The organism is Vibrio sp. B1ASS3 (assembly GCF_905175355.1).
Classification (GTDB): domain Bacteria; phylum Pseudomonadota; class Gammaproteobacteria; order Enterobacterales; family Vibrionaceae; genus Vibrio; species Vibrio owensii.
This window is the reverse complement of record NZ_HG992742.1, coordinates 3,290,098-3,313,144: the sequence shown is the minus strand read 5'-3', so window position 1 is coordinate 3,313,144 and position 23,047 is coordinate 3,290,098. Positions and strand designations below refer to the sequence as shown.

Sequence of the window (23,047 nt, the reverse complement as noted above, 5' to 3'; positions counted from 1 at the left end):
AATTTCCCAACGGATGTTAAAGAACAATTTAAAGCGGCGGCGAGTATACCAGAGTCAAGGGAAAAGGGAAGTGGTTATTTTTTGTTCGCAAGAAGAGTTCGCCGTGATATCTCTCTCGCTAGAGAAGAAAACAATTGATGAGAATGCGAATAGAAACCTGCTTCACCCTAGGGTGTGTAAAAAAATTATGGTAACATCCTTCGGTTTTAATTTAGGTAGCAAATACAGATGTTGGATCAAGTAAAAATCGTACTCGTCGGAACTTCTCATTCAGGCAACATTGGCTCCGCTGCGCGAGCAATGAAAGTTATGGGTTTAAGCCAACTTGTATTAGTTGATCCGCAATGTGAAGTGGATGAGCAAACACTTGCTCTTGCCGCTGGTGCTGGTGACATTGCACAAAATGCAGCCGTAGTAAGTACGCTTGATGAAGCCATTGAAGATTGTGGTCTTGTGGTCGGTTCAAGTGCTCGCTCACGCACACTTGAGTGGCCAATGCTTGAACCTCGTGAATGTGGTGAAAAGTTCGCTATTGAAGGCCAAAAGCATCCAGTAGCGTTGGTATTTGGCCGCGAAAGAACTGGCCTAACTAACGATGAATTGCAGAAGTGCCACTACCATGTTTGTATCCCTGCTAACCCTGAATACAGCTCGCTAAACTTGGCGATGGCGGTTCAAACCTTGAGTTATGAGGTGCGCGTTGCACATCTCAACTTGGAGCAAAGCCAATACACACCAAGTGAGCCTGAAGAATATCCACGTCATAAAGAGCTAGAAATGTTCTTTGAACACCTTGAAAAGGTGATGGTGGAGACCCAATTTATTAACAAAGAACAGCCAGGTCAGGTGATGAATAAGCTACGCCGCTTGTACTCACGAGCAAGACCAGAGGCGCAAGAGTTGAACATTTTACGCGGTGTTTTGACTGCGATTGAAAAGAAACTCTGAACAAATAATAACCACTTCAGGTGTAGGGATGAATACCTGACTAAATTAGTCAAATAAATACTTGACCAAAATAGTCAGGTATGGGAATATCCTTGTCATTACAAACCATGTGGATACGGTGTGGAATGAAACTTACATCTAAAGGAAGATATGCGGTGACAGCCATGCTGGACGTGGCACTGCACTCGCAACAAAACCCAGTCCCTCTTGCTGATATTTCAGAGCGTCAGGGTATCTCGCTCTCTTACTTAGAGCAGCTCTTTTCAAAACTGCGTAAAGCAGGTCTTGTAGCCAGCGTTCGTGGCCCAGGTGGTGGTTACCGCCTAGGAGCAGAGGCGCATAGTATCGCGATTGGTACAGTAATCGCAGCGGTTGATGAGTCAGTTGATGCAACTAAATGTCAAGGTAAAGGAGATTGCCAAGGCGGTACACGTTGCCTAACTCACACCCTATGGCGTGACCTAAGCTCTCGCATTAGTGACTTCTTGAATAACATTACGCTCGGTGAGCTAATGACAGACAACGAAGTCTTACAAATTTCTGATCGTCAGGACATTGATCTGGCGGTAACTCATGGGTTATCAAACAAAAATACAACCGCCGCGCCCATCGGTGTAAACGTCCGCTCTTAGCGGTCTGCATTTTACATTGGAGTAGAGAATGAAACTGCCGATTTATCTTGATTATTCCGCTACATGTCCAGTAGATCCTCGTGTTGCTGAAAAAATGGTTCAGTACATGACAATGGATGGCACATTTGGCAACCCAGCTTCGCGTTCGCACCGTTACGGCTGGCAGGCAGAAGAAGCTGTAGATACTGCTCGTGAGCAAATTGCTGACCTTCTAAATGCAGATCCACGCGAAATCGTATTTACATCAGGTGCGACCGAGTCAGACAACCTTGCGATTAAAGGTGCTGCTCATTTTTACTCTAAGAAGGGTAAACACGTAATCACTTGTAAAACAGAGCACAAAGCCGTTCTTGACCCATGTCGTCAACTAGAGCGCGAAGGCTTTGAAGTGACTTACCTAGAGCCAGAATCAAACGGTCTGATTGACCTAAACAAACTTCAAGCAGCAATGCGTGAAGACACTGTTTTGGTTTCAATCATGCACGTTAACAACGAGATTGGTGTGATCCAAGACATCACCGCAATCGGCGAACTATGTCGTGAACGTAAGATTGTATTCCATGTGGATGCTGCACAGTCTGCAGGCAAATTGCCAATCGACGTTCAAGAAATGAAAGTTGACCTTATTTCACTGTCTGCGCACAAAGTATACGGTCCTAAAGGTATTGGCGCACTTTACGTACGTCGTAAGCCTCGCATCCGTCTTGAAGCGCAAATGCACGGTGGCGGTCATGAGCGTGGCTTCCGCTCTGGTACACTTCCAACTCACCAAATCGTGGGTATGGGTGAAGCGTTCCGTGTAGCAAAAGAAGACATGCAAAAAGATTACGATCACGCACTAGCACTTCGTAACCGTCTTCTAGATGGCGTTAAAGATCTAGAAGCAGTAACGGTAAACGGTGACCTAGAACAGCGTGTTCCACACAACCTAAACGTGAGCTTTGCATTCGTAGAAGGCGAATCACTACTGATGTCACTAAAAGACCTAGCAGTATCTTCTGGTAGTGCTTGTACATCAGCGAGCCTAGAGCCATCTTACGTTCTTCGTGCTCTTGGCCTAGACGACGAATTAGCACACAGCTCAGTACGTTTCTCATTTGGTCGTTTCACGACTGAAGCAGAAATTGATTACGCAATTGAACAAATCCGCGTTGCAGTGACTAAGCTACGCGACATGTCTCCTCTATGGGATATGTACAAGGAAGGGGTTGATCTGAGCACTGTTGAATGGGCTCACCATTAATCTCACGGACTGAATAGAGGATTCGAGGTAATTTATCATGGCATACAGCGAAAAAGTAATTGATCACTACGAGAACCCACGTAACGTTGGTTCGTTCGATAAAGAAGACCCATCAGTAGGCAGCGGCATGGTTGGCGCGCCAGCTTGTGGTGACGTAATGAAGCTTCAAATCAAAGTGACGCCAGAAGGCATCATTGAAGACGCGAAATTCAAAACATACGGTTGTGGTAGTGCAATCGCTTCAAGCTCACTAGTAACTGAGTGGGTAAAAGGCAAGTCTATTGACGAAGCGGCATCTATCAAAAACTCTGAGATTGCAGAAGAGCTAGAGCTTCCACCAGTGAAAGTACACTGCTCAATCCTAGCGGAAGACGCAATCAAAGCAGCGGTTGCTGACTACAAGAAAAAACACCAGGAATAATTATTCCGTATATAATGGGAGCCCTTAAACGCTCCCATTCCAAAACGTAATTTAGACAGACTAAGGTGCAGTATGGCCATCACAATGACAGAATCAGCGGCGAGTCGCGTAAAAGCATTCCTAGATAACCGAGGCAAAGGTATCGGTTTGCGTCTTGGAGTGAAGACGACAGGCTGTTCCGGCATGGCTTACGTTCTTGAGTTTGTGGATGATCTAAACGAAGAAGATGAAGTTTTTGAACTGTCTGAAGTGAAAATCATCATTGATAAGAAAAGCTTGGTATACCTAGACGGTACTGAGTTGGATTACGTTAAGGAAGGGTTGAATGAAGGTTTTGAATTCAACAACCCTAACGCAAAAAGTGAATGTGGTTGTGGTGAAAGCTTCAACGTCTAATTGACTGTCCTTCTGGGCAAACGAGTCCAGAAGGCTTTACTAGGACCCGATCTTAATGAATCACTTTGAATTATTTGGGCTACCAAGTCAGTTTCAGCTGGATGGTAGCCTTCTTTCTTCTCAGTTCCGAGAACTACAAAAACGCTTCCACCCAGATAACTTTGCTACTGCCTCAGAGCGCGACCGTTTGATGGCTGTTCAAAAAGCAGCGCAAATCAACGATGCATATCAAGTGCTTAAGCATCCTATCTCTCGCGCTGAATACATTCTGGCAGAAAACGGCACAGAAATTCGTGGTGAGCAACAAACTATGCAAGACCCTATGTTCCTAATGGAGCAAATGGAACTGCGTGAAGAACTGGAAGACATTGCTGGCAGCTCTGATCCGGAATCAGCGCTTTTTGACTTCGACTCTAAGGTCAGCAAGATGTACAAACAGCATTTGGCAAGTGTAGAGCAAGAACTTGACCAAGGTCTTTGGGCTGAAGCCGCTGACCGAGTTCGTAAACTCAAATTCATTGCCAAGCTAAAAAACGAAATTGAACTGGTTGAAGACAAGCTCCTCGGCTAGTTAGCGCGACAAGGACCCATCATGGCACTACTTCAAATCGCAGAACCGGGCCAAAGCTCGGCACCTCATGAGCACAAGTTAGCAGCGGGTATCGACTTAGGTACCACCAACTCTTTGGTTGCCTCTGTACGCAGTGGCGACGCGACCACGCTGAAAGACGAGCAAGGCCGAAGCATTTTGCCGTCAGTGGTGAACTACACGCAAGATTCAGCGTCAGTTGGTTACGATGCCAAAGCAAAAGCAGAGCAAGAACCAGCAAACACCATTATCTCGGTAAAACGTTTGATCGGCCGTTCATTGAAAGACATTCAAGCTCGCTACCCATCTTTGCCTTACCAATTTAAAGAAAGCGACAACGGTCTGCCAATTCTGCAAACCGCTCAAGGTGACAAAAACCCGATTGAAGTGTCTGCCGACATTCTTAAAGCGTTAGGTAAACGTGCTGAAGATACGCTAGGTGGTGAGTTAGCTGGCGTGGTTATCACTGTTCCTGCTTACTTTGATGACGCTCAACGTGCTGGTACAAAAGATGCAGCGAAATTGGCAGGTCTTCATGTACTGCGTCTGCTTAACGAACCGACAGCGGCAGCGATCGCTTACGGGCTAGACTCTGGTCAAGAGGGCGTGATTGCGGTTTACGATCTAGGTGGTGGTACGTTCGATATCTCTATCCTACGTTTGTCGAAAGGCGTATTTGAAGTATTAGCAACCGGTGGCGACTCTGCACTAGGCGGTGATGATTTTGACCACCTACTAGCGGATTACCTGATGGAGCAAGCGGGATTAGAAGCGCCGCTTTCTGCTGAGAAAAACCGTGCACTATTGAATATTGCAACGGCGACGAAGATTGCTTTCTCTGAGCAAGACAGCGTTAATGTTGATGTATTTGGTTGGAAAGGTTCAGTGACTCGCGAGCAGTTCGAGGATTTGATTCGTCCGCTAGTGAAGAAAACCCTGATGTCTTGCCGCCGTGCGCTGAAAGATGCGGATGTAGATGCGGAAGATGTACTTGAAGCAGTTATGGTTGGCGGTTCAACCCGCACATTGCTCGTACGTGAAATGGTAGGCGAATTCTTCGGCCGTACACCACTGACCAGCATTAACCCAGATGAAGTAGTTGCAATCGGCGCGGGTATTCAAGCTGATATCCTAGCGGGTAACAAACCTGACTCGGAAATGCTGCTCCTTGACGTGATTCCACTGTCTCTTGGCATCGAAACCATGGGCGGCTTGGTTGAGAAGATTATTCCTCGTAACACCACTATCCCAGTGGCTCGCGCACAAGAATTTACGACGTTTAAAGATGGTCAAACAGCGATGAGCGTACACACCGTACAAGGTGAGCGTGAAATGGTTGAAGACTGTCGTTCACTGGCTCGCTTCTCATTAAAAGGCATTCCTCCTATGGCTGCGGGTGCTGCGCACATTCGTGTGACGTACCAAGTGGATGCCGACGGTCTATTGTCTGTTACGGCAATGGAAAAAAGCACTGGTGTTCAATCTGAGATTCAAGTGAAGCCATCTTACGGCCTAAGTGATGATGAAGTAGCAAATATGCTGCGTGATTCGATGACTTACGCGAAAGAAGACATGCAAGCTCGCGCTTTAGCTGAGCAGCGTGTAGAAGCGGATCGTGTAATTGAAGGTTTGATCGCAGCAATGCAAGCGGATGGCGATGAACTGCTGTCTGAGCAAGAAAAGCAAGATTTAATCAAAGTAATTGAAGCGCTGATTGAACTGCGTAATGGCGAAGATGCCGATGCCATCGAGCAAGGCATTAAAGATACCGACAAAGCAAGCCAAGATTTTGCGTCGCGCCGTATGGATAAATCAATTCGAGCTGCACTGTCAGGTCAGTCAGTTAATGATATATAAGAGATAAGTAGTTATGCCTAAGATTATTGTATTACCGCACGAAGATTTGTGCCCAGAAGGTGCAGTGTTGGAAGCAAACACTGGTGACACTGTTCTAGATGTTGCACTAAAAAACGGTATCGGTATTGAACATGCATGTGAAAAATCATGTGCATGTACAACTTGCCACGTGATCATTCGTGAAGGTTTTGACTCGTTAGAAGAGAGTGAAGAGCTAGAAGATGACATGCTTGATAAAGCATGGGGTCTAGAGCCTGAGTCTCGTCTTGGTTGTCAGGCTAAAGTTGCAGACGAAGATTTGGTTGTAGAGATTCCAAAATACACACTAAACCACGCGTCAGAAGATCATTAATACTATCTCCCCAATATGGGGCGAAGCATAAGGAAGATGAGCAATGAAATGGACAGATTCTCGCGACATCGCGATTGAGCTTTGTGACAAGTTTCCAGATGTCGATCCTAAAACCGTGCGTTTTACCGATCTCCACCAATGGATCATGGAATTAGATGAGTTTGACGATGAGCCAAACCGTTCTAATGAAAAGATTCTTGAGGCGGTCATACTGTGCTGGATGGACGAAGCGGATTAATGCTCGATTCGGCGGTAAAACGCAGCAGAGTTAACAATTCTCACTAAAAAAAGCGGACCTTTAGGTCCGTTTTTTTATCAAGTTGACATTTTTACCCTACATAATGCTAACATCCGTTAGTTATCAAAAAAGAAGAGGCGTAGGCAACGCCGTTATAAGACAAGGAGAAACCATGTCTACACAGATGTCTGTATTTCTTAGCCAAGAACCAGCGGCACCACATTGGGGCGACAAAGCACTGCTTTCTTTCGCTGAGAATGGCACAACCATTCACCTAGGTGAAGGTCACGATCTTGGTGCGATTCAACGTGCAGCGCGTCAACTCGATGGCCAAGGAATTCGTTCAATTTTACTTGCTGGTGACAACTGGGATTTGGAGAGCGTTTGGGCATTCCACCAAGGTTACCGCAACCCGAAAAAACACGGTACGCTAGAGTGGGTTGAGCTTTCTGAGCAAGACCAAGCAGAGCTACACGCTCGTATCACCTCTACGGACTTTACTCGCGATATCATCAACAAAACAGCTGAAGAAGTGGCGCCACGTCAATTGGCAACCATGGCGGCTGAATTCATCAAATCAATCGCACCACAAGGCACAGTAACGGCTCGTATCGTTAAAGATAAAGATCTGCTTTCAGAAGGTTGGGAAGGCATTTACGCAGTAGGTCGTGGCTCTGAGCGTACATCGGCGATGCTGCAACTTGATTACAACCCAACAGGTGATGAAAACGCACCAGTCTTTGCATGTCTAGTAGGTAAAGGTATCACCTTTGATTCCGGTGGTTACAGCTTGAAGCCATCAAACTTCATGACAGCAATGAAAGCGGATATGGGCGGTTCAGGTACGATTACTGGCGGTCTTGGTCTTGCTATTCTTCGTGGTCTTAATAAGCGTGTGAAGTTGATCCTTTGTTGTGCGGAGAACATGGTTTCTGGTCGTGCACTTAAACTTGGCGACATCATCACTTACAAAAACGGTAAGACAGTAGAAATCATGAACACTGACGCAGAAGGCCGTTTGGTTCTTGCTGATGGTCTTATCTACGCAAGTGAACAAAACCCTGAGCTTATCATTGACTGTGCAACCCTAACGGGCGCAGCAAAGAATGCATTAGGTAACGACTACCATGCACTAATGAGCTTTGATGATGAGCTTTCACATCAAGCGCTAACGGCGGCGAATCAAGAGAAAGAAGGCCTATGGCCACTGCCTCTTGCTGATTTCCACCGTGGTATGCTGCCATCAAACTTTGCTGACCTATCTAACATCAGCTCTGGTGATTACTCGCCAGGCGCAAGTACAGCTGCGGCATTCTTGTCTTACTTCGTTGAAGACTACAAGAAAGGTTGGTTGCACTTCGATTGCGCAGGTACGTACCGTAAGTCAGCGTCTGATAAGTGGGCGGCAGGTGCGACAGGTATGGGTGTTCGCACACTTGCTCGTTTCCTGAACGAACAAGCCGCAAAATAAGACTTTTACCAGTGCAGACACCCTGTCTGTACTGGTATAACTAAGAGAGACGCAAGTCACTCATATAAAACTATTATTACAAGTACAAAAAGGAAACCTTATGGCTCTAGAAAGAACGTTTTCAATTGTTAAGCCTGACGCTGTAGAACGCAATCTGATTGGTGAAATTTACCACCGCATTGAGAAAGCAGGTCTACGTATCGTTGCTGCAAAAATGGTTCATCTGACAGAAGAACAGGCGAGCGGTTTTTACGCAGAACATGAAGGCAAACCTTTTTTCCCTGCACTGAAAGAGTTCATGACATCTGGTCCTATCATGGTTCAGGTTCTTGAAGGTGAAGATGCCATCGCTCGTTACCGTGAGCTAATGGGTAAAACAAACCCAGAAGAAGCGGCATGCGGTACAATCCGTGCGGATTACGCACTGAGCATGCGTCATAACTCTGTTCATGGTTCAGACAGCCCAGAATCAGCAGCTCGTGAAATCGAGTACTTTTTCCCAGAGTCAGAGATTTGCCCTCGCTAATCTTGTATTAATTTGATTTTTAAGCCTCGGACTTTTCCGGGGCTTTTTATTATCTGCTTACCAGTGGGAAAGGGTGATAAATTGTTGGCTAAAATTTAATCATTAAGATTTTAATGCCTTAGCAAACTCAAGGTTTTAGAACCCTTGTTGTGACTGCATAAAGGCTGTACAATTCGCGCCCTTATTCTTGTTTCAGTCATTGAGAGGCAACATGACCACTGAAAAAATCAATCTACTCGACTTTGATCGCAAGGGCATGCGTCAATTTTTCGCGGAAGAGCTAGGCGAAAAAGCGTTCCGTGCGGATCAGGTTATGAAGTGGATCTACCATTTCGGTGTTGATGACTTCGACAATATGACGAACATCAACAAGAAGCTACGTGAAAAACTGCAACACAAGTGTGAAATCAAAGCACCGACGGTAGCAGAAGCGCAACACTCTTCAGACGGCACGATTAAGTGGGCGATGAAAGTGGGCGATCAAGACGTAGAAACGGTATACATCCCTGAAGATGATCGCGCGACATTGTGTGTGTCTTCTCAGGTAGGTTGTGCATTGGAATGTAAGTTCTGTTCAACTGCTCAACAAGGCTTCAACCGTAACCTAAAAGTATCTGAAATCATCGGTCAGGTATGGCGTGCTGCACGTGAAATCGGTTTGCAAAAAGAAACCGGTCGTCGCCCAATCACTAACGTAGTGATGATGGGTATGGGTGAGCCACTTCTTAACATGAAGAACCTTATCCCTGCGCTAGAAATCATGCTTGATGATCTTGGTTTTGGTCTTTCTAAGCGTCGCGTTACTGTATCAACTTCAGGTGTGGTTTCTGGTCTTGATCAGATGACAGGTAAGATTGACGTCGCATTGGCGATCTCTCTGCATGCGCCAAACGATAAGCTGCGTAGTGAAATCATGCCAATCAACGACCGTTGGGATATCCAAGATTTCTTAGCGTCTGTACGTCGCTACATTGCGTCTTCAAATGCGAACCGCGGTAAAGTCACGGTTGAGTACGTTCTGCTTGATCATGTGAACGATGACATGGACCACGCACGTGAACTTGCGGAGCTAATGAAAGAAACGCCATGTAAGATCAACCTGATTCCGTTTAACCCGTACCCAGGTTCTCCTTACAAGAAACCAAGCAACTCGCGTATTGACCGTTTCCAAAAAACATTGATGCAATATGACCACACCGTAACGGTTCGTAAAACACGTGGTGATGATATTGATGCTGCGTGTGGTCAGTTAGTCGGTGATGTTATTGACCGAACCAAACGTACAGCAGCGCTAAAAGCGGCGCGTGGTGCAGAAACCATTGACGTGAAAGCAGTGTAATTCACAGAGAATAGAAAAAATAGCCAGAGCCTATGCTCTGGCTATTTTGTTTGTCACGTGCGAATTGTAATCCGATGGTTACAGACTTATTGGCGCTAATTTCGTTTTGTTGTGTCAATTTTTGGACAAAAGCTTGAGCTATCTGTTAATTTGAGAGCAAAGAGTTTTTGTCTTCGTTAAACATTCGCTTATCATGGTAAGTGAAATATAACTACGACACTGACAATTCTCAGTATTTTTTCCAATACGCTTTGCTGAACCATTGCAAAACGAGCATTCTTACTTTGTACACTGAGAATTTCTAAAAGATTATTTTGGTTAACACGTTTAGGCTAGCTATCTTTAAGTTAGGCTTGATTAGAACAAAAACGAAAATAAATAACCGTGTTAGCCACCAAACAGATTAAATACCGCCATTATGACAGAACACGAAAAAACCAATGAAGTGCCGCTTTCGATGGAAGCAGGCACGTTGCTAAAAAATAAACGCGAATCTCTAGGCATGACTCAGAAGCACGTTGCTGATCGCCTTAGACTTCGCGTTTCTGTTATTGAAGATATTGAAAACAATCGATTTGAGGAACAACAAGTCACCACGTTCACTCGTGGCTATTTGCGTTCATATGCAAAACTTGTTGGTCTCGATGAAAAGATTGTTTTGGCAGCTTTAGAGCAAACATCTGAAGTGCATGTTAAGCCACAAGAAACAGAAATGCAGAGCTTCTCTCGTAAAACTAAACACGAGAAACATAACAGCCGCATTATGCTGTTAACTTGGGCGATTGCGATCGTTATCACTGGTATTTCTGGTGCGTGGTGGTGGCAAAACCAACAAGAGAACAGTCTTGCTCAGTTAAGTGCAGAGACCGCAGAAACAGAACAAGTTGCTGATGACGCTGACATCGATCAGATGAGCGCAGATGAACTTATCGCAAGCACGCCTGCAGAGATTGCACCTGTATCGGCTGCGCCAGCTGTGGTTTCTCAAGCGGATATGGAAATGAGCGCTGCAGGTGATATAACTGAGCCTGTTGCTGCCGCGACAGAAGAAGTGACTGAGGAAGCGGCTCAAGAACCGGTAGCGGTGATTGAGGATGCACAAGAAACAGAAGAGCCTGCGGCTCCAGTTGTACCAGAAGGTATGACGCTGCTAACGATGAAGTTCAAAGCAGACTGTTGGATTCAAGTAAAAGATGCAAACGGCAAAACTCTGGTTAGCGGCACTCGTAAACCGGGTCAAGACGTAGAACTTGCCGGAAAAGCACCTTTTAAAGTGATATTAGGCGCACCTGAAGGCGTAACAATGACATTTGCAAGTGAACCTGTCGACCTTTCTGGGTATACTTCAGGCAAAGTAGCTAGATTCACTTTACCGTTATAAATATTATGCAACACGAATCTCCAATTATTCGTCGTAAATCGACGCGTATTTATGTGGGTGATGTGCCAATTGGTGATGGTGCACCAATTGCTGTACAGTCAATGACAAACACTCGCACGACTGATGTGGAAGCCACAGTCGCACAAATCCGAGCATTAGAAAAAGTGGGTGCAGACATTGTACGTGTTTCTGTCCCTACCATGGATGCTGCGGAAGCCTTTAAGCTCATCAAACAGCAAGTGTCTGTACCTCTAGTGGCGGACATCCACTTTGACTACCGTATTGCCCTGAAAGTGGCAGAGTACGGTGTCGACTGTTTGCGCATTAACCCAGGCAACATCGGTAACGAAGAGCGTATTCGCTCGGTTGTTGATTGTGCCCGTGACAAAAACATCCCAATCCGTATTGGTGTTAACGGCGGCTCTTTGGAAAAAGATCTGCAGATGAAATACGGTGAGCCAACGCCAGAAGCATTGGTAGAGTCGGCGATGCGTCACGTGGATCATCTAGACCGCCTTAACTTTGACCAGTTTAAAGTCAGTGTGAAAGCGTCGGATGTATTCCTTGCGGTGGATTCATACCGCCTATTGGCAAAACAGATTGACCAGCCACTACACCTAGGTATCACCGAAGCAGGTGGTGCAAGAGCTGGTGCTGTGAAGTCATCGGTTGGTCTTGGTATGCTTTTGGCAGAAGGTATCGGTGATACGCTACGTATCTCGTTGGCGGCAGATCCGGTAGAAGAGATCAAAGTTGGCTTTGATATTCTTAAGTCTCTGCGTATTCGCTCACGTGGTATCAACTTTATTGCTTGTCCAAGCTGTTCACGTCAGGAATTCGACGTGATTAACACAGTAAACGCGCTGGAAGAGCGCCTAGAAGACATCATCACACCTATGGATGTGTCTATCATCGGCTGTGTCGTAAACGGCCCTGGTGAAGCTGAGGTTTCACACCTAGGTCTAGCAGGCAGCAATAAGAAGAGCGCATTCTACGAAGACGGCAAGCGTCAGAAAGAGCGTTTCGACAACGATGATCTAGTGAACCAGCTAGAAGCGAAAATCCGTGCGAAAGCGTCTGTATTAGACCAAGCTAACCGCATCGATATCAAACAAGAAGATTAATCTCATAGCTTGAGCACGCTAAGTGTGCTCGGGTTACTAAGCGACGGTAATAATTGTGGCAAAGAAAATCCAAGCAATCCGAGGCATGAACGACTGCCTTCCAACTCAGTCTCCGCTGTGGCAGAAACTTGAAAACGCAGTAAAAAGTACTGTGAGCACATACGGCTACAACGAAGTGCGCATGCCAATCGTTGAAGAAACAAACCTATTCAGCCGCGCGGTTGGTGAAGAGACAGATGTCGTTTCAAAAGAAATGTACACCTTTGATGATCGTAACGGAGACAGCCTAACACTTCGCCCTGAAGGTACGGCGGGTTGTGTACGTGCATGTATTCAAAACAGCCTGATTAACCGTGACGAACAACGTCTATGGTACATGGGGCCTATGTTCCGCCACGAGCGTCCGCAGAAAGGTCGTTACCGTCAATTCCACCAGTGTGGTGTTGAGGTGTTCGGTCTAAATGGTCCAGATGTTGATGCTGAGCTTATCATGATGACAGCACGTCTATGGCGTGAGCTGGGTATCAATGAACATGTTCGTCTTGAGCTTAACTCTATCGGTTCTCAAGAAGATCGCGCAGACTACCGCACGGCACTGGTTGCATTCCTTGAGCAACATATCGATGTGCTAGACGAAGATTGTAAGCGTCGTATGCACACGAACCCATTGCGAGTTCTGGATACGAAGAACCCTGACGTTCAGGCTATTTTAGGTGATGCCCCTCGTCTTTCTGAGTACTTAGGTGAAGAATCTAAAGCACACTTCTCAGGTCTATGTGAACTTTTAGACGCTGCAGGTATCGAATACACAGTTAACGAGCGTCTAGTTCGTGGTCTGGATTACTACAACCGCACGGTATTTGAGTGGATCACTGAGAGCCTAGGTGCTCAAGGCACAGTATGTGGCGGTGGTCGTTACGACGGTCTTGTAGAACAATTGGGTGGTAGTGCAACACCAGCAGTTGGCTTTGCTATGGGTCTAGAGCGTCTTGTTCTGATGCTAGAAACACTAGAGCTAACAGACGTTCGTCGCAGTGTAGATGTTTACGTTGTGACAGCAGGCGAAGGCACAATGATGGTTGGTATGAAGCTAGCAGAACAGCTTCGTGAAGCTATTCCAGGCGTTCGTGTTATGAGTCACTTCGGTGGCGGTAACTTCAAGAAACAGTTTAAGCGCGCAGATAAAGTTGGTGCTGTAGTAGCATTGGTTCTGGGCGAAAATGAAGTTGCAGAAAACACCGTAGTACTAAAAGACTTGGTGGGTGGTGAGCAAGAGACTTACAACCAAGCAGAAGTTGCTGAGAAGATCGCAGCACTGATTTAAGTCTTTTAATAAGCTAAAGATTAAATCCTAATTCGTAATACCAAGGCTCCCAAGATAGGAGCCTTTCGACGAAATAGGGACAATGGCAGCCTCGCTGCCATTTACATGTTTTAAGAGGACAGGAAGTGGAACTTTACGATACTGAAGAACAACAAGTTGAAGCCATTAAAGACTGGTGGAAGGAAAACGGTAAAGCCGTCATCATCGGTGCGGTTGTTGGTTTAGGTGGTCTATTTGGCTGGCGTTACTACCAGGATTCTGTGATTCAGGCAAGTGAAGCAGCTTCTCAAAGCTACACAACAGTAATGAACGCTCTGCAAACCAAAGGTGCAGACGCACAATCGGACATTCAAGCGTTCATCGACTCAAACGAAGTTAAAGAGTACTCAGTACTTGCAGCACTTCAGCTAGCGAAAGTACAAGTGGATGCGAAAGATCTTTCAGCAGCACTTGAGCAACTGAAGTGGGCTCAAAGCAACACCAAAGATGCCGCGCTATCTCCACTTATTAGCTACCGTATTGCGCGCATTGAAGCTGAAATGGGCAACTTTGACGCAGCAAACGCAGAACTAGATAAAGTGACAGATGCAGCATGGACTGGTCGTATTGCTGAACAGCGTGGTGATATTGCTCTTCGTCAAGGTGACAAAGAAGCAGCATACGCGGCGTACACTGAAGCTCAGCAAGCTGCAGATGCTAGCCCAACGCTACAAATGAAATTGGACGACCTGGCGAAATAAGGACCGCATTGGATGAAAAGAGTCTTTAAGAAAGCCTTATTAGGGGCATTGACGGTGGGAATTCTAGCTGGTTGTGCTAGCGAAGAAGATACTATCGTTATGGCTCCACTACCTCAGGTAGACAGTGAGTTTACGCCAAGTGCGAAATGGACAGCATCGATTGGTGATGGTGTTGGTCATTACTTCTCAAAACTGTCGCCTGTTGTAGCAAATGATACCTTGTTCGTTGCAAGCCGTGATGGTCTAGTGAAAGCGCTGGTTCCGGAAGATGGCAAGCAAAAGTGGCAAACCGATCTAGAAGAAGATGTGATTGCGCGTCTTTCTGGTGGTATTACTGCCGCTTACGGTAACCTGTACATCGGCTCTGAAAATGGCGAAGTGATTGCACTTGACCAAGAAACAGGTGAAATCAACTGGCGTATTGAAGTCGGTGGTGAAGTGCTGGCGAGACCAGTCGCTGACTCAGGCATGATCATCGTGAACACCAGTCGCGGTATGTTGATTGCACTGGATGAAGCATCAGGTGAACAGCGCTGGGCATTGAGCACAGAAGTTCCAAACCTAACGTTGCGCGGTGATAGTACTCCGACAGCGATTGGTGGTGGTGTTTTCTGGGGTACGGCAAATGGCCGACTAGCGGCGGCGATTGTTGAACGTGGTCAATTGATTTGGCAACAACCAGTAGGTACACCAAAAGGTGCGACCGAAATTGACCGTCTTGTTGACGTAGACTCTTCACCGATTGTACTGGGCGGCACTCTTTTCACCGTGGGTTACAACGGTCAGCTTATCGCTATCGATTTGCGTAGTGCAAACCCAATCTGGAAGCGTAACTACTCATCTGCAAATGATTTAGCGACAGATGGCAGCCGTATCTTCGTTATCACTGAGAAAGATCACGTCGTGGCAGTTGATGCTCGCAGTGGTACAGAGTTGTGGGAAAACAGCAAGTTGGAATACCGCCAGCTTACAGCGCCAGTCATCGTTGATAACTACCTAGTGGTAGGTGATACATTGGGTTACCTACACTGGATTGACCGCTCAACGGGCGAATTCGTTGCACAACAATACGTCGATGACAGTGGTTTTGCTGTTGGCCCGACGTTGTTGTCTGATGGTTACGTGATTACCACTCGCAATGGCGATGTAAAGAAACTAACCATTAACGAATAATATCGTGATATAATTCACATTCGGCTCCTGGCTGGTAACAGTTAGGAGCCGTTTTGTTGTTTGAAATTATTAATTATTAACCGTTATTCCTGACGTGGTTATAGGTAAAAAGCTGGTTTGATTTGGCATCGAGCAAGTCGTTACCTATAACTACAGAAGAAAGATTATTGTAGAGGTTGTTATGGTACCTGTTGTTGCTCTAGTAGGGCGTCCGAACGTAGGTAAATCTACACTATTTAACCGATTGACACGCACACGTGACGCGTTGGTTGCGGACTTCCCTGGCCTAACGCGAGACCGTAAATATGGCCAAGCTCGTCTTGGCGAAGAACACGAATTCATCGTTATCGATACCGGTGGTATTGATGGCACAGAAGAAGGCGTAGAAACAAAAATGGCACAGCAATCGTTAGCAGCGATTGACGAAGCGGACGTTGTGCTATTCCTTGTTGATGGTCGTGCTGGATTAACACCATCGGATGAAGCGATTGCCGCGCACCTGCGCAAAATCGAAAAGCCAGCAATGCTGGTGGTAAACAAGATCGATGGTATTGATGCTGACGCCGCTTGTGCCGATTTCTGGCAGCTTGGTGTTGACGACATGTACCAAATCGCAGCAGCACACGGTCGTGGTGTAACTGCGCTACTTGAGCGTGCTCTAGCGCCATTCTTTGATGATCTACTGGCAAGTGAATCTGAAGAAGGTGAGATTGAAGATCTGACTGAATTCGAAGATGAAGAGCTAGCGGTTGAAGATTACACCGAAGAAGACGCAGAAGCCGAGTTCAAGCGTTTGCAAGACCAGCCAATCAAACTGGCTATTATCGGTCGTCCAAACGTTGGTAAATCAACACTGACTAACCGTATCCTTGGTGAAGAACGCGTTGTGGTATACGACATGCCAGGAACAACACGTGACTCAATCTATATCCCAATGGAGCGTGATGGTCGTGAGTATGTTCTCATCGATACTGCGGGTGTTCGTCGTCGTGGTCGTATCAATGAAACAGTAGAGAAATTCTCTGTTGTTAAAACGCTGAAAGCCGTAGAAGACGCAAACGTGGTTCTATTGGTTATCGACGCTCGTGAAAACATTTCTGACCAAGATCTTAGCCTACTTGGCTTCGCATTGAACGCTGGTCGCTCAATCGTACTAGCAGTAAACAAGTGGGATGGTCTGGATAACGATGTAAAAGAGAACGTGAAGAAAGAGCTCGACCGCCGTTTAGGTTTCGTTGATTTTGCACGTATTCACTTTATCTCTGCGCTTCACGGTACAGGCGTTGGTCACTTGTTCGAATCGATTCAAGAAGCGTACAAGTCGGCAACGACACGTGTAGGTACATCTGTTCTTACTCGTATCATGAAGATGGCAACAGACGATCACCAACCGCCTATGGTTCGTGGCCGTCGTATTAAGCTTAAATACGCACACGCGGGTGGTTACAACCCACCAATCGTGGTTGTTCACGGTAACATGGTTCGCGATCTACCTGATTCGTACAAGCGTTACTTGATGAACTACTTCCGTAAGTCTCTGGAAATCATGGGTACACCAATCCGTATTAACTTCCAGAACAGCGATAACCCGTACGAAAACCGTGGTGGCAAGCTGACTCTTTCTCAAGAGCGTAAGCGTAAACGTATGATGTCTGCAGTGAAGAACCGCAACAAGTAATCGCCTAAGATTTTATGAATACCCAAGTTTCGACTTGGGTATTTTTTTATTCAAAGCTTTCATAAGAAGTAATCAACACATGACAATCACAGCAACCAAGACGCGTTTCTGTCATCAAACTTGGCAGTTAGAGGCGCACGTACAATTTGTTCAATCTACATCAGAAGCTACCCACGTTGTTACTGATGTCACGCCTTTTCATCCCGTTAGCCATATTTGGCCTGATCACCCAGCAGATAAAGGCACGATGACGGTGAATGGTAAGAGCTTTGATGTGGTTGACTGCCAAGTGGGTGCTGTAGAACTAGCAAGCGGAGAGTTATATGTTGGCCAAGCTATTCCGGTAAAACGTGATACGGAAGGGTGGGCGTTTGTTGTCGTGCATGTCTTGCCATTCACCGATACGTTTGATACTGGTGATATTGCGTTGCTGGAAGTAGATAAAGAATATCAACTGTCTCTAAGTCGCGGTCATAGCGCAGGGCACATCGCATACCTTGCACTCAATAAGGTGCTGGCGCAGAACTATTGGCGTAAAGATGCCGACCGCAAAGACCCGCATGGTAACTACGATTTCAACAGCTATGCGCAAGAAACCAGTTTTGTTACCCCAGATAAATGTCTGGATACCTACCGTTTAGGTAAAACACTCCGCAAAAGAGGGTTAAACAGTGCAGATATGCTGTCTGACCTAAAAAGCATCGAACAACAGGTGAATGTTCTGTTGGGGGATTGGCTAAAAAGAGATGTTGCGATCACTGTCGATTGCCATGGGGAACACCTCACGGATTCACGTTATTGGCAATGTGATTTAGGTGAAGGTGAAATCGCTGTCATCCCTTGTGGGGGAACGCATGCGAGCCATTTGAGTGACTTCGGTTCTATCCATGTCACACTAGTGGAAATAGACTCACAAACTATCGAAATGCACACCGATGTAAGACGCTAAATTTGGATTCTGATCTTTTTATTAAATCCTGTTTATGTGGTTTTTTGTTCGAAAGTGTAGTTTTTAATTCTGATTAAAATTGAGAGACAGAATATGTAACTTATGCTTTCGGTATGTGGTTATATAAATATTCTTTTAAGGGGTGATCGCTGATCAAAAGGGAAATATCCGAAGATCAGCATTCGATCTTTTATAGTGTCGCGTGCGCATAATGTGAGTTAGTTACCTGTGTCATATTAATAGATTTATTATATTTCAGGCTAATTAACATAATAACGATATGAATACGGCACAATGGACAAAGATAGACTGTTAGATGCTCACCGAGCAGTCAATCGTCTTTTAGGTAAGCTTGCTCTGGGAATGGAACGCGATAGCCTCAACCATGAGGTTATCAAGTTAAGTGAACACCTATTTGGGAAGAGGCAAGCTTCCATTTTACGATTGCACCCCGATACCAACACACTGCATTTGGAGTTTGCCCCACACTTACCTGATTTCTACAATCAAGCGATTGAAGGCGTCCCTATTGGACCTGATATTGGCTCATGTGGCGCTGCTGCATTCTTAAAGCAAACCGTGGTCGTTAGTGATATTGATCATCACGCTAACTGGGCCGCTTTCCTTGAGCTGACTCAACAAGCTCAACTCCGTGCATGCTGGTCTGTGCCTATTATTGCTTCGGATGGCCATGTGCTTGGGACATTTGCCATTTACAGCAATACACCTTCTGAACCTCATCCTTATGAACTCGAAGTGCTCGAAATGCTAGCCGCTTTATATGCGGTAGCCTTAGAGAAGTATCGCCTAGAAGAACAACTTCATTTTCACGCCAGTCGCGATCCACTGACGCACTGCTTTAACCGCCGTGCACTTTTGACCGAAGTCGATCGCAAGATCAACCACAAATGTGCACGCAGCGCTGTAGTGGGATGCTTTTTCGTTGATATCGATGAGTTTAAGTACATCAACGATCGCTTTGGGCATGAGACAGGAGACCAAGTTTTGGTGCTGGTGGCTGAGCATTTAAAGCAAGCGTTCCGTTCATGTTCAGTGATAGGGCGTTATGGTGGCGATGAGTTTGTGGGTTTCAGCTGCTTTCATGATTTGGATACATACCAAAACTTTACAACCCGTTTAGTTCAAGAGCTTAACCAAGTATGCCAGTTAGAGGAATACAAAGTAAAAGCCAGTATCGGTGCCGCTTGGAGTACCATGAGTGAGCGTGCAGTATTGCAAGAGCTTATTCAAAAAGCGGATGTGGCGATGTATCAAAACAAGCGTGCTAAACGTGCGTGATTAAGATCAAAGCACAAGATTGCCGTATGATTAGACTGTGAGTCAGTAAATAGAAGTTTTTAGGGGTAGCCATGCAACCAAATATTTGCCCAACATGTGATATTGAGCTGGAGTGGACAGGTCAATACCACTGCAATCAATGTGAGTCGGATTATAAGAAAGTGGGATTTTGTCCAGATTGCGATGCTGAACTAGAAAAGCTACAAGCTTGTGGTGCGGCGAACTATTTCTGCAACAGTTGTAATGAACTCAAATCGAAATCACGTGTTCGATTTGAGTTTCAGAAAGTCAGTTAATTAACGGTTGAGCGAAGCTCACCATCAGATAAGCGGGTGACTAAAACGTCGCCCGTTTTTACATCTTTCGCTTTAGTTACAACCTGGCCTTGCTCAGTTTGAGTAATCGAGTAGCCACGTTTTAGCGTTGCCAGTGGGCTTACCGTATCTAGTTTCTCTGCCGCGATTGCCAGTTGATGGCGCATGGTCAGTAACTTGCGGTCCATCGCATCCAGCAATTTTTGCTCGACTCGATCAAGCTTCGACTTCTGCTCAGCCAAGCGCTTTACTGGTGAGTTCAGTTGTAGGCGATGATGCTTACGCTCAACAGCTTGTTGGCGCGTTGTGATGAATCGTTGCATTGCGCGTTGTAGGCGTATGTCCAACTCATCAAGTTGTTGCGTCTGGCGCTGCAATTGATAGCTTGGATGCTGGCGCTCTAAGCGGTGCATCAGTTGAGCCGATTGCTGTTTTTGTTGCGCTAGGTAGTAACGCATTGCACTGGCTAGCTTATGTTGGCGAGTCACCAAAGCTTGATCTTTGTGGCTGTTATCGCGACTTACCAATTCAGCCGCCGCTGATGGAGTCGGCGCTCGCATGTCCGCTACAAAGTCAGCAATTGTCACGTCAACCTCATGACCAACTGCACTGATGATCGGAATTTGGCTTGCAGCAATAGTGCGAGCAAGGACTTCGTTGTTAAAGCACCAAAGGTCTTCTAACGAACCGCCACCACGACCAACAATCAATACATCACATTCGTCACGACTGTTTGCACGGCCGATTGCCTGCGCAATTTGAATGGCCGCTTCTTCACCTTGCACCATGGTCGGGTAAACCACCACGGGTAGGGAAGGATCACGGCGTTTCAATACGTCTAAGATGTCGTACAGTGCTGCACCAGTTTTTGAGGTGATCACACCAACGCGTTTTGGGTGCTCAGGTAAAGGCTGCTTGTTGGTTTGAGCAAACAAACCTTCTGCTGCCAGTTTCATCTTAAGTGCTTCGAACTCTTGTTGCAGACGACCATCACCTTCTGGCTGCATGCTTTCGATGATCAATTGATAGTCACCACGTGGCTCGTACAGAGACAGACGTGCTTTAACTAATACTTGATTGCCGTTAGCAGGTTTGAAAGTGACGCGACGATTGTTACCACGGAACATGGCACATTTAACTTGAGCGCGAGAATCTTTAAGAGTGAGGTACCAGTGACCAGAGACGGGAGCTGAGAAGTTGGATATCTCTCCGACAAGCCAGACGATCCCCATTTCGTTTTCGAGCAGCAGACGCACTTCGGCATTGAGACGAGAAACCGTGAAGATGTTTTGATTGGTCTGGGAGAGCACAGCTAATTCCGTAGACGTGAGTATGGAAATTAGCGGCAATATAATACATAGCAAGGGGGTAATTGCAAGAAAAAAAATTAAAAAATTTGTGGTCAAGCGATTGCGTTAACCGTATAATCCCTCCGCAATATCTAATCCAAATGTAGCCAACAACCTAAAATTGGTTACCCTCATTATGCGAAACGATGAGATTGGATTGTTCTTTCTACTCCTCTAATTGTGAGATATTGCAAATGCTAAGAATTGCCAAAGAAGCGCTGACATTCGATGACGTACTACTCGTGCCAGCTCACTCCACTGTTCTCCCAAACACAGCTGATCTTCGCACTCAGTTGACCAAGAACATCACCCTAAACATCCCAATGATTTCAGCGTCTATGGACACTGTTACTGAAGCTCGTCTAGCTATCGCGCTAGCGCAAGAGGGTGGCATTGGCTTTATCCACAAAAACATGTCTATTGAGCAGCAAGCTGCTGAAGTTCGTAAAGTTAAGAAGTTTGAAGCTGGCGTTGTTTCTGACCCAGTAACGGTAAACCCTGAAGCGACAATCGCTGACGTGGTAGCTCTAACTGAAAAACACGGCTTCGCTGGTTTCCCTGTAATCACAGAGAACAACGAGCTTGTAGGCATTATCACTGGTCGTGATGTGCGCTTTGTTACTGAGCTTTCTAAGAAAGTGTCTTCAGTAATGACAGCAAAAGAAAACCTTGCAGCAGTAAAAGAAGGTGCAACACGTGAAGAAGTGCAAGAGAAGATGCACGAAGCACGCGTTGAGAAAGTATTGGTTGTGAACGATGAGTTCCAACTAACCGGTATGATCACTGCGAAAGACTTCCACAAAGCAGAACGTAAACCAAACGCATGTAAAGATGAGCGCGGTCGTCTACGTGTTGGCGCAGCCGTTGGTGCAGGTGCTGGCAACGAAGAGCGTGTTGCTGCTCTAGTTGAAGCGGGTGTTGACGTTCTACTTATCGACTCTTCACACGGTCACTCTGAAGGTGTACTAAACCGCATCCGCGAAACTCGCGCTGCTTACCCAGATCTAGACATCATCGGCGGTAACGTTGCGACAGGAGCTGGTGCTAAAGCACTTATCGAAGCGGGTGTTAGCGCGGTGAAAGTAGGTATCGGCCCTGGTTCAATCTGTACTACTCGTATCGTAACGGGCGTTGGTGTTCCTCAAGTAACAGCAATCGCAGACGCAGCGGAAGTGGCGAACTCATTCTGCATTCCAGTTATCGCTGACGGCGGTATCCGTTTCTCTGGTGACATCTGTAAAGCAATCGTGGCTGGCGCATCTTGTGTGATGGTTGGTTCAATGTTCGCAGGTACAGAAGAAGCACCGGGTGAAGTGATTCTTTACAACGGTCGTTCTTACAAGTCTTACCGTGGCATGGGTTCTCTTGGTGCGATGTCTCAAGGTTCATCTGACCGTTACTTCCAGTCTGACAATGCAGCAGACAAGCTAGTACCAGAAGGTATCGAAGGTCGTATTGCATACAAAGGTCGTCTAAAAGAAATCGTACACCAACAAATGGGTGGTCTACGTTCAAGCATGGGTCTTACTGGCTCTGCAACGATTGAAGATATGCGTACTAAAGCTGAATTTGTTCGTATCTCTGGTGCGGGCATGGCTGAATCACACGTACACGACGTTCAAATCACTAAGGAAGCTCCAAACTACCGTCGCGGTTAATTTTACTGTTGTAAAAATAAAACCTATACACTCGACGTAAACGTTT

Annotated in this window: 23 protein-coding genes; 22 read left to right on the top strand and 1 reads right to left on the bottom strand. The window is 46.1% G+C overall.

Annotation, left to right across the window (positions count from 1 at the left end; genetic code table 11):
- Positions 1–228 precede the first annotated feature (228 nt).
- The 21 genes from trmJ to KJB05_RS14920 all read left to right on the top strand — a co-directional run bounded on the left by trmJ (position 229) and on the right by KJB05_RS14920 (position 19,976).
- Positions 229–948 carry a tRNA (cytosine(32)/uridine(32)-2'-O)-methyltransferase TrmJ gene (gene trmJ / locus KJB05_RS15020; RefSeq protein WP_061010843.1) on the top strand — a complete coding sequence of 240 codons (720 nt, stop codon included), beginning with the start codon at positions 229–231 and terminating at the stop codon, positions 946–948.
- A 125-nt stretch (positions 949–1,073) separates the two neighbouring features.
- A complete protein-coding gene (gene iscR / locus KJB05_RS15015; RefSeq protein WP_027726597.1) occupies positions 1,074–1,580 on the top strand; it encodes a Fe-S cluster assembly transcriptional regulator IscR in 507 nt (168 codons plus the stop codon).
- Between the two features lie 28 nt (positions 1,581–1,608).
- Positions 1,609–2,823 (top strand): IscS subfamily cysteine desulfurase, encoded by a 1,215-nt coding sequence (locus tag KJB05_RS15010; protein ID WP_039984950.1) that lies wholly within the window; start codon positions 1,609–1,611, stop codon positions 2,821–2,823.
- Positions 2,824–2,860: 37 nt separating this feature from the next.
- Positions 2,861–3,244 carry a Fe-S cluster assembly scaffold IscU gene (gene iscU / locus KJB05_RS15005; protein WP_005424883.1) on the top strand — a complete coding sequence of 128 codons (384 nt, stop codon included), beginning with the start codon at positions 2,861–2,863 and terminating at the stop codon, positions 3,242–3,244.
- Positions 3,245–3,316: 72 nt separating this feature from the next.
- Positions 3,317–3,640 carry an iron-sulfur cluster assembly protein IscA gene (iscA, locus tag KJB05_RS15000; protein WP_005440317.1) on the top strand — a complete coding sequence of 108 codons (324 nt, stop codon included), beginning with the start codon at positions 3,317–3,319 and terminating at the stop codon, positions 3,638–3,640.
- 55 nt (positions 3,641–3,695) lie between these two features.
- On the top strand, positions 3,696–4,211 hold the full coding sequence (gene hscB / locus KJB05_RS14995; protein ID WP_009705577.1) for a co-chaperone HscB: 516 nt from the start codon (positions 3,696–3,698) through the stop codon (positions 4,209–4,211).
- Between the two features lie 21 nt (positions 4,212–4,232).
- Positions 4,233–6,086 carry a Fe-S protein assembly chaperone HscA gene (gene hscA, locus KJB05_RS14990; protein ID WP_208445204.1) on the top strand — a complete coding sequence of 618 codons (1,854 nt, stop codon included), beginning with the start codon at positions 4,233–4,235 and terminating at the stop codon, positions 6,084–6,086.
- Positions 6,087–6,099: 13 nt separating this feature from the next.
- Positions 6,100–6,438, top strand: a complete 339-nt coding sequence (fdx, locus tag KJB05_RS14985) for an ISC system 2Fe-2S type ferredoxin (protein WP_005424889.1) — start codon at positions 6,100–6,102, stop codon at positions 6,436–6,438.
- 43 nt (positions 6,439–6,481) lie between these two features.
- Positions 6,482–6,676 (top strand): Fe-S cluster assembly protein IscX, encoded by a 195-nt coding sequence (gene iscX / locus KJB05_RS14980; protein ID WP_009705578.1) that lies wholly within the window; start codon positions 6,482–6,484, stop codon positions 6,674–6,676.
- A 172-nt stretch (positions 6,677–6,848) separates the two neighbouring features.
- A complete protein-coding gene (gene pepB / locus KJB05_RS14975; protein WP_009705579.1) occupies positions 6,849–8,147 on the top strand; it encodes an aminopeptidase PepB in 1,299 nt (432 codons plus the stop codon).
- A 100-nt stretch (positions 8,148–8,247) separates the two neighbouring features.
- Positions 8,248–8,673, top strand: a complete 426-nt coding sequence (ndk, locus tag KJB05_RS14970; RefSeq protein ID WP_005440311.1) for a nucleoside-diphosphate kinase — start codon at positions 8,248–8,250, stop codon at positions 8,671–8,673.
- 211 nt (positions 8,674–8,884) lie between these two features.
- On the top strand, positions 8,885–10,012 hold the full coding sequence (locus KJB05_RS14965; protein WP_005440310.1) for a bifunctional tRNA (adenosine(37)-C2)-methyltransferase TrmG/ribosomal RNA large subunit methyltransferase RlmN: 1,128 nt from the start codon (positions 8,885–8,887) through the stop codon (positions 10,010–10,012).
- 418 nt (positions 10,013–10,430) lie between these two features.
- The gene (gene rodZ / locus KJB05_RS14960) at positions 10,431–11,393 is read left to right on the top strand and encodes a cytoskeleton protein RodZ (RefSeq protein ID WP_208445205.1); all 963 of its coding nucleotides are present in this window, start codon (positions 10,431–10,433) and stop codon (positions 11,391–11,393) included.
- A 5-nt stretch (positions 11,394–11,398) separates the two neighbouring features.
- Positions 11,399–12,517, top strand: coding sequence for a flavodoxin-dependent (E)-4-hydroxy-3-methylbut-2-enyl-diphosphate synthase (gene ispG / locus KJB05_RS14955; protein ID WP_005424674.1), 1,119 nt, complete (start codon positions 11,399–11,401; stop codon positions 12,515–12,517).
- 55 nt (positions 12,518–12,572) lie between these two features.
- The gene (hisS, locus tag KJB05_RS14950; protein WP_208445206.1) at positions 12,573–13,841 is read left to right on the top strand and encodes a histidine--tRNA ligase; all 1,269 of its coding nucleotides are present in this window, start codon (positions 12,573–12,575) and stop codon (positions 13,839–13,841) included.
- A 125-nt stretch (positions 13,842–13,966) separates the two neighbouring features.
- The gene (locus KJB05_RS14945) at positions 13,967–14,581 is read left to right on the top strand and encodes a YfgM family protein (RefSeq protein WP_171371408.1); all 615 of its coding nucleotides are present in this window, start codon (positions 13,967–13,969) and stop codon (positions 14,579–14,581) included.
- 12 nt (positions 14,582–14,593) lie between these two features.
- Positions 14,594–15,754, top strand: a complete 1,161-nt coding sequence (bamB, locus tag KJB05_RS14940) for an outer membrane protein assembly factor BamB (RefSeq protein ID WP_208445207.1) — start codon at positions 14,594–14,596, stop codon at positions 15,752–15,754.
- A 181-nt stretch (positions 15,755–15,935) separates the two neighbouring features.
- Positions 15,936–17,432, top strand: coding sequence for a ribosome biogenesis GTPase Der (gene der, locus KJB05_RS14935; protein WP_005440296.1), 1,497 nt, complete (start codon positions 15,936–15,938; stop codon positions 17,430–17,432).
- 79 nt (positions 17,433–17,511) lie between these two features.
- Positions 17,512–18,381, top strand: a complete 870-nt coding sequence (locus KJB05_RS14930; RefSeq protein ID WP_208445208.1) for an alanyl-tRNA editing protein — start codon at positions 17,512–17,514, stop codon at positions 18,379–18,381.
- Positions 18,382–18,675: 294 nt separating this feature from the next.
- Positions 18,676–19,680, top strand: coding sequence for a sensor domain-containing diguanylate cyclase (locus KJB05_RS14925; RefSeq protein WP_039841889.1), 1,005 nt, complete (start codon positions 18,676–18,678; stop codon positions 19,678–19,680).
- A gap of 71 nt (positions 19,681–19,751) precedes the next feature.
- On the top strand, positions 19,752–19,976 hold the full coding sequence (locus KJB05_RS14920) for a zinc ribbon domain-containing protein (RefSeq protein ID WP_033006191.1): 225 nt from the start codon (positions 19,752–19,754) through the stop codon (positions 19,974–19,976).
- Here the strand turns inward: KJB05_RS14920 and xseA are convergent.
- Positions 19,973–21,304, bottom strand: coding sequence for an exodeoxyribonuclease VII large subunit (xseA, locus tag KJB05_RS14915; RefSeq protein ID WP_208445209.1), 1,332 nt, complete (start codon positions 21,302–21,304; stop codon positions 19,973–19,975). The genes KJB05_RS14920 and xseA overlap by 4 nt on opposite strands.
- 233 nt (positions 21,305–21,537) lie before the next feature.
- Between xseA and guaB the strand changes: the two genes are divergently transcribed.
- Complete coding sequence (gene guaB / locus KJB05_RS14910) at positions 21,538–23,001, top strand: IMP dehydrogenase (RefSeq protein ID WP_208445210.1); 1,464 nt, start codon at positions 21,538–21,540, stop codon at positions 22,999–23,001.
- The last annotated feature ends 46 nt before the right edge of the window (positions 23,002–23,047 follow it).

Coding starts and splice junctions, on each gene's coding strand:
- fdx (WP_005424889.1), top strand. CDS start 6,100: ATGCCTAAGATTATTGTATTACCGCACGAAGATTTGTGCCCAGAAGGT.
- iscR (WP_027726597.1), top strand. CDS start 1,074: ATGAAACTTACATCTAAAGGAAGATATGCGGTGACAGCCATGCTGGAC.
- der (WP_005440296.1), top strand. CDS start 15,936: ATGGTACCTGTTGTTGCTCTAGTAGGGCGTCCGAACGTAGGTAAATCT.
- KJB05_RS14930 (WP_208445208.1), top strand. CDS start 17,512: ATGACAATCACAGCAACCAAGACGCGTTTCTGTCATCAAACTTGGCAG.
- iscU (WP_005424883.1), top strand. CDS start 2,861: ATGGCATACAGCGAAAAAGTAATTGATCACTACGAGAACCCACGTAAC.
- KJB05_RS14965 (WP_005440310.1), top strand. CDS start 8,885: ATGACCACTGAAAAAATCAATCTACTCGACTTTGATCGCAAGGGCATG.
- KJB05_RS15010 (WP_039984950.1), top strand. CDS start 1,609: ATGAAACTGCCGATTTATCTTGATTATTCCGCTACATGTCCAGTAGAT.
- trmJ (WP_061010843.1), top strand. CDS start 229: ATGTTGGATCAAGTAAAAATCGTACTCGTCGGAACTTCTCATTCAGGC.
- ispG (WP_005424674.1), top strand. CDS start 11,399: ATGCAACACGAATCTCCAATTATTCGTCGTAAATCGACGCGTATTTAT.
- hscB (WP_009705577.1), top strand. CDS start 3,696: ATGAATCACTTTGAATTATTTGGGCTACCAAGTCAGTTTCAGCTGGAT.
- rodZ (WP_208445205.1), top strand. CDS start 10,431: ATGACAGAACACGAAAAAACCAATGAAGTGCCGCTTTCGATGGAAGCA.
- bamB (WP_208445207.1), top strand. CDS start 14,594: ATGAAAAGAGTCTTTAAGAAAGCCTTATTAGGGGCATTGACGGTGGGA.
- pepB (WP_009705579.1), top strand. CDS start 6,849: ATGTCTACACAGATGTCTGTATTTCTTAGCCAAGAACCAGCGGCACCA.
- guaB (WP_208445210.1), top strand. CDS start 21,538: ATGCTAAGAATTGCCAAAGAAGCGCTGACATTCGATGACGTACTACTC.
- KJB05_RS14925 (WP_039841889.1), top strand. CDS start 18,676: ATGGACAAAGATAGACTGTTAGATGCTCACCGAGCAGTCAATCGTCTT.
- hscA (WP_208445204.1), top strand. CDS start 4,233: ATGGCACTACTTCAAATCGCAGAACCGGGCCAAAGCTCGGCACCTCAT.
- iscX (WP_009705578.1), top strand. CDS start 6,482: ATGAAATGGACAGATTCTCGCGACATCGCGATTGAGCTTTGTGACAAG.
- iscA (WP_005440317.1), top strand. CDS start 3,317: ATGGCCATCACAATGACAGAATCAGCGGCGAGTCGCGTAAAAGCATTC.
- ndk (WP_005440311.1), top strand. CDS start 8,248: ATGGCTCTAGAAAGAACGTTTTCAATTGTTAAGCCTGACGCTGTAGAA.
- KJB05_RS14920 (WP_033006191.1), top strand. CDS start 19,752: ATGCAACCAAATATTTGCCCAACATGTGATATTGAGCTGGAGTGGACA.